The organism is Eisenbergiella massiliensis (assembly GCF_003435485.1).
The window spans coordinates 1-14,001 of the sequence record NZ_QVLV01000037.1; the positions used below are offsets into that span (position 1 = coordinate 1).

The following is a 14,001-nucleotide window of genomic DNA, read 5'->3' on the forward strand; positions in this document are numbered from 1 at the left end:
AAACCGGGTACATACCAATTTACTACAATACACAGTTATATAGACAGTCTCAGTATACCCAAAATAAAGCCTCTCTCCAATAATAAACTACCTTATTTTAAATGTATTGTGCTAATATTTTCAACTGTATTTATCAATTATGTGACCTATTATTTGAATTAGTCTAACAAGATAAAATATAAAAATGATTATCTTTTATTAGTTACAATTGATATTTTATATAAATTCTGCCCGGCCTACGCCGGGCAGAATACCATATATATTTATTTAATATTTAATGAAATCCTCTTTCTATCACTGGGTGTATTCTACATACCTTCCATTCTAATTCATCATTATTACTGTTATACTCATAAAATACTAAATAAGAATCTGTTTCATATATAAACTTTGCAGGAACTGATTTCTGATAATTCCATGATATCAGTGTAATCTCCCCATCTGCATCAGAAAGCGACTTTATCTCTTTAAGTGTGTCCTCTTCCATACCAAATTCATTATTAGGAGCATATAAATTACGATTTTCACCATAATATTGAATAGAAAGAAGACGCATTGATAATTGAATATTTTTGGCAGTTCTGAACATATGTTCCGCATCTAAGGAATTTTTATAAGACAATAATCCTATTATCCACATGAACAAAAAAAACAGAATTATCATAAATCTTATCAATAATTTTTTTACGACATTTTTCACCACTTCACCATTAATCATAACTTCTTATGTAAATTCTATTTGTAAATATCAATCCGAACTATCTTAAAAATGCAAACTGATTAATTATTATGAGTGGCTAATAGAGTCTTCTGTAAAAACACCATCAGTAGAAACGGACCAAACCTCATTGTCAATATCCAAAGTAGCTACCTTCCCACTTTCACAATATTTAAAACTAGTAATCTTGCCATTGCTATCCTTAAAAACCATTCCAATCTTACCATCAACCTCACTTTGATCTCTAATAGCATCACCTGTTACTGCACTATAGGCTGGAGTTTTTTTACTATATTCATCTGCAATCAATATTTGTGCTGTTATATATGCATTTCTTGCATTTACTTCTATTTGTTTATTCTTTGCTCGTTCAATATATTTAAACATACCTGGTACAAGAATCGCAAGCAAAATACCAATAATTACTATAACAACAATCATCTCAATCAAGGTAAACCCTTTTTTATCTTTTTTCAAATTTTGTAATAATTTCATTTCAAGATCCTTTCTAAACATAATACTATGAAACCATCTCAATAGTATAATTAACAGTTACAACTCCCTACTCCCGCTCCGCTCCTTTACCTGAATTTTTAATTCCTGCTCTTCTCAATTCCCAATACAGAAGAGACATTCCTGCATTTCACAAATATAAAATTAAATATTATATAATCTGCCGAACATAAATTACATAATATAACTTTATATATCTGTTATTACAAGAATATTACCTTTTTACTAAATATAGTCTTTTCATAACTCTTTGTCAACAAATTCCGCTGTTTTTATTACTTTTCGACAATATCACCATTTCGCAGATTATAGCATTCTACCATTTTGAATGTTGTAAATCGGTATCCTGTCTTTTTATTATATAAAGTAACAGTTACCTTTATCGCATTGTCTCCCACCAAATCAAATTGAAGCTGGGAAATTTTCATTCCCATGTAGGTAGGGCTTCCATAATACCAGTCCACAATATCTTCTTCGTCAACAGCGTTATAATGGAAAACTAACATTTCATTATCCAGATTCCCGGCTGCTGCCTTTTCTTTTGTTTTGTCCGAGGCCACATCCTCTATCAGTCCGCATTGAACCACAATTCCATCTTTATTTATATATTTTATGCGGTCCTTTCTTCCTTCATCTCCGTTTTCCGGGCCATGTTCAATTAAAACACTATAATTGATATTCTCTGTTTCAGTATCAGGCAGGTATTCCCTCTGCGCCTGTGAAATCTCCCCATTTATCTTTTCCAGAATTGTATCCGCCACCGTCTGTCCCTTTGAAGCGCTAGTCACTTTCAAATGCACTCTCATAAAAGCACTTGTAACCGCAGTGGCCGACAGCATAAAAATTCCTATTAAAACAAAGGTTACGATTAATTCAATTAATGTATATCCTTTTTCATTCTTCACTTTTATATTCCACTCCTGCATATCACAGCTTGTCTGCGGTACTGCATCAATCAGCAATTTGAAAGTCTCTACCAAACTCGCTCCCAGGCCACTGTCTCGATCTGTCACAAATAGCCTTTATTCTGCTACGGCTTGTATTCCGCAAAATAATAAAAGGAGTATTTATTTTCCCTGAGCTTGCTATAAGTAAAATCAAACTGATATCCCACCGGTCCTTTTATCTCAAACTGCTTTCCATCAATCCCTGAAACAATATCGCCGTCCTGATCCACGCTTTTCTGCGGAACAAGAGTAAAATGCTGCATAATTGGTTTAGAACCATCCGCCGGGTTACTATAGTATGCTTCAAGCGCTGATTCTGTGACTGTCCGGTTTTCAATTGCCTGTTCCGATACTTTCAGAGCCGCCGTTACAGAAGTTGAAACCATCAGTATACCCAGCATCAAAATCATAAAAGAAACCATTACGGATATGATCGAGGATCCCCTGTTTTCATGCAATATCTTCTTCATGCCAAACACCCCTTATTGAAATAACCATTCATTATCAGCATTCACTATAATCTGATACTGCTGTTTCACTTTCCAGCTTTCTTTTCCTCTACTGCAAGTAACCTCCGTATAAAGAAACAGGTCACTGAATTTATCACTGTCTGTTTCTCCATTCATAATCGCGGTCTGGATATCTTCCAGTTTCTTATTCATATTTCCCCAGTAAAATCTGACTTCTATATCATAACCGTTGAGTACCTCACCTACCGGCTTTCCAGAGGTCATTGGAGTATATACCCAGGATACTCTTTTTTCCTGCACATCGGCACAATACTGAAACGTGCCCGCATTTTCACAATCCTCTTTTATCATGCCTGCCATCATATAGGCTAAGCTGTCTTCAGTCCACTTTTCTTTTCTTATTTCTTCTCCCAATATCTGGCTAAAGGTCGATGCTGCCATCCTGCATCTGGTACTTATGGCATTTTGTCTTGTGGAGCCCATCATAGCAGATGCCGAAAGCAGTATGGTAAGAGAAAGAGCCATGAATAAAAACATAATTCCGATTACGAGTATCATCGTCTGTCCCTGTCTCTTTTCTAGTATATAGCTTATCTTTTTTCTCATGGCTCCCTCCTTCCTTTATTACAAATACATGTGTTAATATGTACACGGGAGAAGTCTCCCTGTGTTTTATGGTGTTTCATAAGGTTCAGCCGACGTATGCATTGAAACAGTTTCCTCCAACTTGTGGCTTTGAGTTTCACTGCCAGTTGTGCTTTCATTCTTTTCTTCTGTTTCTATATCTGTTTTCGTGCTGTTATCCTCTGTCCCTGTTTCATCCGGGCTCCCAGTTGTTTCACTTTCCGTCTCTCCGGTACCGCTCTCGGTTGTTTCACTCTCCGGCTCACCAGTACCGCTCTCGTCTTTCTTCCCATCTTCAGAAGGCTTTTCCGTTTTACTCTCCTCTGCAGCTTCTTTTTCATCAATTGTATTTCCGGATATGCTGTTACCGGATACAGAATTTCCTGAAACAGAGTTTACCGCAGACTTCGTGGAGTCACCGGACTTTCCGATAATCCATGGGATATTTTCTGTTTTGATAATCTGGTATCCGGGTCTGCGTGCAGATACAAGTTCACTCAGGCTTAAATTATCAGGATTATCAAATATATCCATATCTATCGTTGTTTCATCATCATCCTTTATAATTCTTCCCCATATTCTGTCAAATGACGATGTAAACTGTTTCTCCGAGGATGCTGCTTTCGCACGAATTACAATATCTGCAGTATATAAATATCGGCTATTCTCTGTCTTATACTGAAGAGCACTGATATCCGGCAGCACTAAATTATATGTATAAGTGTAAGCTGCACCATCATTCACCGGCTTTGCAACAATTTCCAATTCAGGCTCCATATTCCGTTTTACCGCTGAATCCCAGGGCGCATAAAATACATATTTGTACTTATTATCCGACCAGTCAGACAGTTTACAGGTATAGACAATATTTCCATCGTTCTCTGTACCGGATACTGTAACTTTCTTCTCCTTTTCCTTATTTTTCATAATAACCTGAACTGCAGGCGGCTGCTCAGGCTCTGTGGTTACTTCAACATCAAGATATACCCCATCCTCTTCCGGAGATATCAAGTCTCTTAAAAAGATATCGAATCCCGATATGTGCGTATCCTCACTGCAGTTCCATTTCAGTACCTGACGCTCCAGTGAATAGACCCCGATCGTTTCTTCCTTTGTTACCACCTCAATTTGAGGCATTTCAAGACGTAACTGAGGAAGTTTTTGTACATAGTACTCTGACCATACGGAACTTATACTGCTGCTCTCAACTCCCCTGAAACGGATAATCAGGTACTTTCCGGATAAATCACCCGGTTTTTCCTCCATCCAGTTTTTCATTCTTACAGAGTCAAGCCGCAGGGACGAAGAATTCATTGTACCATTGGGCGTATCTACTAATATATTTTCAGGACAAATCGGAGCAGCAGTAATGCTTCCGTTCTCAAGGAACTCTTCATTAACTGTATATTTTCCATCCTTCTTGATAATCAGTTCTTTCTGCCCGGCATCTGTCTCCACTGTTCCATCATATACAGCAGCTTCAAATTTATAGGAACCTCTTAGGTTTTCCACCTCACTTTTTACGATACCTGTTAAATTCAATTTGCTGAATTCAGCTACGGTTAAGATATCCTGTTCCCCAAGCTTTGCCTCCGTTCCTTCATAGAACAGCTCAAATGAAATATCTTCTGGAAGAACCATACGCTCAGGTACCTGGAAAGACCGATGTACCCCTTCATCCGAATCTGTATAAACTGCATCATCCGAGGCAAGTGCGATAGCTTTAACGTGAATCTCTATCTTCAGCCCATGCAGTTCCTCAAGATTACAGCCTGATAAAACTGTATCACCATCTTCTTTTAATTTTCTGCCGAGCAGTATTCTGATTCCTCTTTTTGATCCATCTTCTTCGGTCAGCTCTGTCAGATTTTCCTCTCCAAACACTTTAAGGGACTCCTGAAGTTCTGTTTTATTTTCCTCCGTCAATCCAGGGTTACTTTCCCATAAAACATCCGCATATATCAGATATTCCTTCAAATCCTTTTGCTGCCCGCTGTCAGTTATGCCTTTCCAGGATATATCATAGTTCAGATTATCCCTGTTATTCTCTGAAAGCGACGGCGTATCAGGCTGTGTTATTTGAGGCAGCTTTAATAACATTTTATAATCTTTCTCACTGTAACTGCAAAGCTTATCCGCTATCTGCATACCATTCCCTGGATTCTTTGTCGTTCCAATCCGCGTTACCTGAAGCTTAAGGTTTTTATAATTCCAGTTGCTGCAATCCAATTCAATTTTATTATCTTGAATAACGGAGGCTTTACCTGCCGGATAAATTTCCTTCAGAGTTCCATCAGGACTTGTCCCTGTCAGGATTACCTTATATTGTGCTTTGGTGTAGTTTTCACCCTTGTCCCAAGTAAAGATACATGTATTGTTATCTATTTCATACGTCTCTTCCAACTTTGGAGAAGGCTGCCACTTATCTTTATCCTTCAATTCTTTTACTGTAATAATCTTTTCGCCATATTGTGCTCCGTATTTCGGCAATGAATTAAGATGATCCTCCAATATGGTACTGTAACGAATATTATAAAGCGAGTCTTCGCCATCGGAATTTACCAGTTCGATGAAGTAACCATTTTTCAGTTTTCCCTGAGCATCAAATACCGTTGGGAAAGAAGCATCGTTAAGTTCCTCTTTGAGTATTGGCTCATTATTTAATGCTTTTGCAGAACCATAGCGAACGCAATAGCCCTGTGTAGCCCAGAGGTAGCTTCTAACAGTTAACTTTGTATTATCATCCATACTATGCAAGAATTTTTCCGATAGTCCCAACGGAAAATCTGTTAATGAAACTACAGTATCCACCGATACACGATTTTCTCCCGACGCTACTACAACGTCCATTCCAACATTCTCATCAAACAAAAGAACTTCTGAACGCCAATAAGTTTCACTTTCATTCTTTTTCAGTATAAGCTTTACGCTATATCCAAAATCATCCTCCTTTGTACCCGTAATATACTGGGATTTTCCAGAAGCATCTTTTTCGTACTCAAAATAAGGTTCTGCCAATGTAGTTGTGTTTATGTAAGCCGCAGTAAATAAAGAAGTCTGTATTGTCATAACATCAGAGTCCAAGAAAGCCGTCTTATCTGCAGTCAATGCCTGAAACCAGACAGTATCAGCTGTTTTAGTGTTACTAATCGCTATCTTTGTCTTAGCTTTTCCGGTATCCCTGTCAAAGTCTGACAAATTCAATATAGTCCCTTCCTGGCCAATGCCCATTTGGGAACTTACTTTTATTTGAGCAGGATAGAACTTTCCATCTTGATCAATATATTCATCAATATTATCCAGACAAAGCGCATAAAATCCTATTCCGTCCGTATCCAGCATAAATTCCAGATGGGCTTCTGGCGTTGGCAAAGGCGCCATTACAAAAACTTTATTACTATAGCCTGGAGAAGAATCATATCCCATTTCCGATGGATAATAACTGATTGCTTTTACAAATACCTGCATATATTTTCCACCCCAATCACTTGAAATTGGGATCTGTACTTTTGGCGATTCTGAGGCAGGAACACTGACCGTATACCCTATATCAGGAATTGCAGTTTCAGATGTTGCCGATTCGAACAATTGTACCTCTACATCGTATCTGCTTGCATTAACTACTTTATCCCAAGCTATCGGGCACGGATTTATAACATTATTTATTTCATGTACATTCGGCTTAGTTAATTTACCAGTTGGAATTCCTCCCTGCTTCAGCTGAGGGTCAATTTTTGTATATAATTCAAACCCAGTACCAGGCCATAAACACGGGTTTTCATTCAGTTTTTCAATATATGTATCATTTCCACGATAGGCATTATATTTTCCATTTTCTTCTTTTACCTGCAAAGCGGTGCCGCTTCCGCCCCTCTGTTTTTGCCGTGTAATACCTTCCACATAAATATCCCATATAGAAAAATAATTACTCCCTCCTGTTAGTTCAATTTTAATTTCTGCTATTTCCCGAGTTGAATTAAAGTTCTCTGCATCTCTAAATTCCACCTTCTCAACCTTATTAAGTTCATTATCATCCAGAAGATTTGGTCCGTTTAGATCTGAAAAATCCTTGAAGGACCCACTCCAGGTATAAGGTAAGATTTTTCCATCCTCTTCTTTTCCCAGCTTTATAAATTCATTCTCTCCCTCATACTTTAAGGATACCTCAAAAGAATATGTCCTTTTACTGGGAATATACCAAGCTATTTGCATATACTTCGTATTTAATGCTACATATTGATTATCCTTCTTAAATTTCAGTGTGATTTCGTTACCTGATTTGCTGTTAAAATCCGTCTTTACTAAGAACCTTGTTCCATTATTAAAGTCCGTTAGGAAAAAAGGCATTAATTCATTATTATCGACTGATTTATTTATTGAAGCCTCCATCATAATCGGCGAAGTTTCTACTAATTCTCCATTATCAGTAAAAAAATAATTATCATAAGAGTTGTTACTGATAGGACTTATCGTGATAGGAATCGGTAGCATTGCTACCCCATAACAGTTTTGCAATATCGCCTTCTCTGCTTTTTCACTTGCTGCAAGAATGCCACTTACCTGAGCTCCATTTTTAGCAGAACCATAATTTCGGCAACCGTTAAGTTCAAAGGTACATTTGGTTTGTCTTGCACAAATACCACCCAGAGTACCGCTTCCACCGATAATACCCGTATTAACACATTGAATAAGGCTAACCTTCACAGGTACCGTATCTCCTCCAATACCAGATAAGATTCCTCCACATACCGAACCACCAATTATGTTTCCATAATTATTGCTATTCATAATCTGAACCGTTTCGCCGCTGTTAATCAGGTAAAGATAGCCTACAATTCCTGCCCCAAGCTGACTCTGAATATTTACTTCTCCATAGTTCACACATTCTTTCAGGGTTCCCCCCTTATATTTCCAGTTACCAATAATCCCCGCAACTCTCTCTTTTCCTGTAATTTTTCCATAATTTGTGCAGCTTGAAATAACCCTTGTGGAAGAGTTCCGATTTTCCAGACGTCCTATAATACCACCGACTGCATTACTATTATTCACTACCTTCGTAACGGCAGCATAATTTGTAAGACCGGAAGCATCATAATCACTTGCACTTAACCCTATGATTCCGCCTGCTGCGTCATCCGTCTGAGAACTGTTTGCTGTGACAGACCAGCCGGAACCATTTTCTACATTACTGACTCTTCCTGAAGCAGTATGATAACCTATGATACCACCAATATGGCCTTTTCCTGTCTGGATCTCCACTTTGTCGGTAGCATCCTTACATTTTATATCGCTGACAGTGCCATCATTTTTACCTGCAATACCTCCAACATACCCACAGGATTCTTTCCCCTTTAGAGCACTGACTACCGTTGTATCCTCACCTGTATTTAAACCGCTCTCCTTACGAGCCCACTCGGGTATCTTTCGGTTTTTTACCCCAACAAGACATTCTTTAATCATTCCTTCCGATGTATTTTTGCCCGCGATCCCCCCGACGCTTACAAAATCATTGGAAGCGCCCTGGGCTCTTATAATACCGTTAAAGGTACATTCCGAGATTTCTGACTCATTCTGCCCCGCAATTCCTCCGAAGCCTCCTGAAGAACCATTATAGCCTTCTATATAACCGACACACTGAACACCTTTCAAAATACTTGCGGATATATTGATTCCGACAGCTCCGCCGAACCATCCGGTTACACTGTCACTTCCACAATGTGTCCGAATATATATAATTCTGTCTGTTTTCTGATCGTTACTCTTTCCATATCCATATATTTTTCCACTGTTTTCCCCTGCAATTCCGCCTACACGGCAGTTGGAAGTATATGCATACAAATCAACCGGGGAGGAATTATCTCCTACCCAGCAGCCATATTGATCCGTATCGCCAATAATTCCCGTTTTTCCATTCTTCCCTGTAATGCCGCCCAAATAAGCCTCCCCGGACACGGAAGAAAGGTTTTGAATCCTTATTGCCGGCTTTACAATGCATGATGATATTCTGCCATTATTTTCACCTGCAATTCCGCCTGCGCTTTCGGTTCCTGTTACTATAGTTGTTTTGTCGTTCTCATGTTCTGTCACACATCCATATATGCCCGCTTTTTCGCCATTTACAGCTGTAATGCCTCCGCTGATCCCTCTGTTGCTTTCCACAGTTCCGGACATATTGCACATTTGGATAACAGAATCATTATAAGCCGTTATTCCGCCTGCATTTCCAAGTATAGCCGTAACTTTGTTTGTAACCTTACAGTACTGTATTTCTATCCCCTTATCATCTTCCCGATTGTCAATATATCCAATCAAACCTCCCGCATTACCTACATAATCATTTCTTGTTTGTTCTCCTGTTACAGTTACCTCTGCAAGTCCCAGAAGCGGTTCATTCTCTGTTCCCCCGAACACCACCGGGTTGGAAGTGAGGTTTCTCATATAGCCTATGTACCCGCCTGCATAACTTTTACCGGATACAGAGATTCCCTTTCCTTCCATTCCCACATTTCTAACCGTCCCATAATTAATTCCCGTAATACCTCCGATATAGGACGCTGTACCTGTAACAGATTCCGTCAGAAGAAATCCATCGATTATCCCCGTATTAAAGCCGGCCACACCACCTGCACAGATCTCCTCGGCATTTATGCGGGCCGCAATTTTATGCTTCCCACCATTATTATTCTCATCTGTAAGCCCTATTCTCCCATAATTTTCCGCAGCAATTCCTCCAACTGCCGCTTTACCTGAAATTATTCCAGCAGTTGAACAATTATATATTTTCCCTGTTTCTGCATTGCGTCCTGTAATTCCTCCAATATATACAGACGAATTATCCCCAAAGCTCTGCGCTTCACAGTTGAGAATCGTCCCTTCGTTAATTTCCGCCAGGGCACCTTTATAAGTAGCATCCCCAAGAAGGTTGATATCTCCTGAATTATAACAGCTATCCAGAACAACACCCTCATTTACAAGGCCGATAATTCCTCCTGTATAGGAATACCTGACCGTTTCTCCCTTTATTATATAATTTTTATCTTTGTCCAAATTTATTGAAGCAGGGATATACTTATTTTCCCCAACGGACAGACAAGTCCTGTCCTCACTCCCAATACTGTTATTTGAACTTATTCTGGCCATATTAACTGCATATCTAATCGTTAATTTTGTCTGGGAATCGTTCCCTCCGACAATACCGCCAACCATAACGCCGCCAGTTACTTCAGACAGATTATTAATCCGGGAACCTTTTCCCTGATTTATACCAGATTTACTATAAGCGCTGTTTGTACTGTCAACGATATATAAAGCCGGATCGTCTTTATATATCCCTGCCGATGCTATATCCGACTTCTCAAATTCTTCAAAATATTTTTTAAGTCTTTCCTCATCTCCAGGCCCTTGATTGGCCTCTTCGCTTTCCGGAGGCGGCGAATCAGGGGTCATCTGATTATTTGCCCCTAACATATAAACAGTTTCAACCGCCAGTTCGCATAATCTGTCGGCTTCCGTTATTATCTGGCTGGAATACTCTTTTTTAACCAGCCTGTTATATCCCACAAATCCACCAGCATAACCACAATTATTATTAAGTCCACAGGAAGCACTTACCGTTCCGAAAATATTATCCACATTACATTGCAGATAAATATTTCCTGAAGGCGCAACGATATTACCTCCAATTGCACCGCCCACATACCACATTCCCTGAACCTTATTGGGAGATAAATTGAATGTCATTGCCTCAGCTTCCGTACTTCCAAAAATACTTTCAGATGCATTACACCCAATTGCACCACCTACAAACGCATCTCCTTCTATATATCCTCCCTGAAGTGAGTAGTGATCAATATCTAACTCAGCCCCCACATCATTATAGCCAACCAACCCCCCTACATAATAGCAACCTGCTAATAATGCGTAAACTTCTTCCATCTGTTCCGCACTGATGTTTCCGCAGTTATATCCTGCCAGGCCTCCGGTAAACTTATATTTGCTGCGGTTTGTATCATAAATTTGAAATTCTTTCATTTTCTCCAGTATCTGTTCACCATTCACTGAAGATATGTCAAGAAAAACGCTGCAATTTATCAAACTGCCTGCATTTGCTCCTGTAATTCCACCGCCATAGCCAGTTGTTGCCAGAACAATTCCTTTATTCTGCCAATTCTTTATAATAAGACCGTCTGACTTTTTATGTACCACCTCATTATTTTCAATTACTCCGTTACTGCCGGCGATGCCTCCCACATATTTGCTTCCTATTACGATTGCCCCATTACTACAGTTTTTCGAAAACAATCCACCGGAATTACCATCCAAAATGTTTTCAGGTTTTTCAGCTGATATCTCCTGCGCACCTACTATTCCACCAACAAAATTCTTTCCTGTAATAATTCCGCTTAACGTATTGCAGTTAATGATTTTGCTTCCTCCGGTACAATATCCAACAATGCCCCCTGCATAGTCACCAATATATTCCGTCTCTGCAAAGTCATTTTGCAATTCCAGAAAATCGGCAATGGTTTCCGTACCCATAGAAGAATTGCATTCCTGTATAACCCCACCTTCTTTGTATCCTACAATACCTCCAATGTAACAGCTGTCCTCGATCTTAACTCCCTGTATTTTACGTGCATAAACCTTACCATTGTTCGTGCATTTCTTAATTCCGTATTTAACACTTTCACTGTCCTCAGTATCTGTATTACTTGCTCCTACAATCCCTCCAAGATATACAGCGCCTGATACATCAGCCTCATTATCCAGACTCTGATAGTCTGTTTTAAGTGCCCGCAGTTCAGCAGTTGTACCATCATCTTTATCCCGTATGAGCATATCACTTCCCGCAATGCCGCCTACACACTTTACCCCCTGCACATAGTTTCTTGAGGAAACATCTGTCGAGGTATATACATCCGCTTCAACAGAAATGTCAGATAACATTCCTCTGTTCAGACCGCATACAGCCCCGACAAAGTTTTTTCCATCAGCCCTTATATCCGTAAAAATCATATCACAAATAGTCCCTTCATTTATCTTGAAGAGACCTAATGCATAGTTTTCTATCTGCGTTATATCATTTAATGCGGCTGCCTTAGTTTCCCTCAGTGTGAGCATTTTGACATGATAGCTCCCGCCAAGCATAGCTTTCGCCGAAAGGGTACTATTATCACCAAGCTTGGGGATTGCCGGAAAATGGGCATATTCTGTATTCGGTCCAGGGGATTGGGAAGTTGTGCCTGCACCTGGTATATAATAGGGAGCATCCGGTTCAAGAACTGCTGATGTCTTACTGCCGCTTATTACTGAATCAGTATCAAAAAGGAAGCCATCGGCTACCAAACCATCATTTCCGCCCCATATAACATTCTGCTTCTGGGTATATTTAACCGCTGATGCCGGTTGCGCGGAATCATAATTCAGCGCCTCCATAAAACGAATATTATATAGATGCCTTGCATTCCTGATAACATATTCAGGCGACGAGGATGTCCCTTTCACTTCATCCATAAAAGGATTTTCTTTATTGGATGCCGTTTGTCTTCCTACGTAGCTTTTAGTAGATGCCGAAACCTTCGCATACACCTTTTTAGTATCAACAGGAATTCCTCCTTCGGTATCTTTTTCTGTAGTAAAGCGCATGAAACTATAGGTATTCTTATACTGCTTTCCATCGACGGTATTCCCGCCTTCCAGCATCAGTATTGAGTCAAATGCCTCAACTGCCCCATAATCCACGCCATCCAGAACGATATTGAATTCCCCTGCACTGTTCATCATCAGCTCAATTGGACAATCAGGTATTTTCTCACCGGTCTTATCCGCAGTATTTTTATATTTATAAATGTCAACGTGACTCTGATGCATAATTCCAGCACTTAAATCACTGTCTGCAAAATCATCGGCTTTTAAAGTAAATGCAATCCTTCTTTGATCATTATCATCATATAATTCTATTAAATAGGTATATTTGCTCCAAAATGGCTGATTCTGTGCTGCCAGGGAAAATTTTAATATCAATGCTTCTTCGTTCAAAAGTTCAGCTTTTCGAATTGTAGGCTTTCCATAGGTTCCCGGAGGCGCCTCCTCTGATAGTTCTGTATCATAATAGCCTAAAAACTGTTTTTTTCTTCTTCCCTCATCACTACGAACGTCCTTGTTGATTCCCATCGTCCTTCCATCGGAACCATCCGCCTGTGAATATTCAAACTTGTTAACACGGTCCGTATAGCTGACGGCATAAACAGTTCCGTCTGATGGTGCAAATTCCAGACGAATAGCCGCATTGTATATTTCCTTATCATATATGTAATTCTTGATTAGCTGATATAGTTCATTTTGTTTTAATAACTCTTCATCAGAAGCTTCATCCATTGTAATATCAAGATAATAAAGATCCCTCGGATAGGAAATACTGTAATCCTGAGCCTGGCCGCTGCCGTCCCTTCCGCCCTTTACATACTTTTCCAGTTCCTCCAGATTGCCTCCTGCCTCCCTGTGGGAAAGTGCTGACTGGGCGGCATTAAATATTATCTGGGCATACTCATTGTTTTTCTTATACATGGCGCGGTGCTGCCAGGTTATGAGGCCGGTTATGGTCGTTCCCAATAATATGCCGAGAATGACAATGGTGACTATTACCTCTGTTAGGGTGAAGCCATGGGTATTTAATCTTCTCTTATCTTTTGTAAATATCATAGATATATTCCTTCTTTAATTTTACAAA

The 14,001-nt window shown here is 39.4% G+C and carries 6 protein-coding genes; all 6 read right to left on the reverse strand.

Going from position 1 to position 14,001, the window contains the following annotated elements; translation table 11 throughout:
- Nucleotides 1-274: 274 nt before the first annotated feature.
- A complete protein-coding gene (locus DXC51_RS27575; protein ID WP_117545861.1) occupies nucleotides 275-718 on the reverse strand; it encodes a hypothetical protein in 444 nt (147 codons plus the stop codon).
- Between the two features lie 69 nt (nucleotides 719-787).
- The gene (locus tag DXC51_RS27580) at nucleotides 788-1,213 is read right to left on the reverse strand and encodes a prepilin-type N-terminal cleavage/methylation domain-containing protein (RefSeq protein WP_181970220.1); all 426 of its coding nucleotides are present in this window, start codon (nucleotides 1,211-1,213) and stop codon (nucleotides 788-790) included.
- A gap of 293 nt (nucleotides 1,214-1,506) precedes the next feature.
- Nucleotides 1,507-2,211, reverse strand: coding sequence for a prepilin-type N-terminal cleavage/methylation domain-containing protein (locus tag DXC51_RS27585; protein WP_117545863.1), 705 nt, complete (start codon nucleotides 2,209-2,211; stop codon nucleotides 1,507-1,509).
- Nucleotides 2,212-2,261: 50 nt separating this feature from the next.
- Nucleotides 2,262-2,648 carry a type IV pilus modification PilV family protein gene (locus tag DXC51_RS27590; RefSeq protein WP_117545864.1) on the reverse strand — a complete coding sequence of 129 codons (387 nt, stop codon included), beginning with the start codon at nucleotides 2,646-2,648 and terminating at the stop codon, nucleotides 2,262-2,264.
- Nucleotides 2,649-2,660: 12 nt separating this feature from the next.
- On the reverse strand, nucleotides 2,661-3,254 hold the full coding sequence (locus DXC51_RS27595; protein ID WP_117545865.1) for a hypothetical protein: 594 nt from the start codon (nucleotides 3,252-3,254) through the stop codon (nucleotides 2,661-2,663).
- A 66-nt stretch (nucleotides 3,255-3,320) separates the two neighbouring features.
- Complete coding sequence (locus DXC51_RS27600; protein ID WP_117545866.1) at nucleotides 3,321-13,973, reverse strand: type II secretion system protein; 10,653 nt, start codon at nucleotides 13,971-13,973, stop codon at nucleotides 3,321-3,323.
- Nucleotides 13,974-14,001 lie beyond the last annotated feature (28 nt).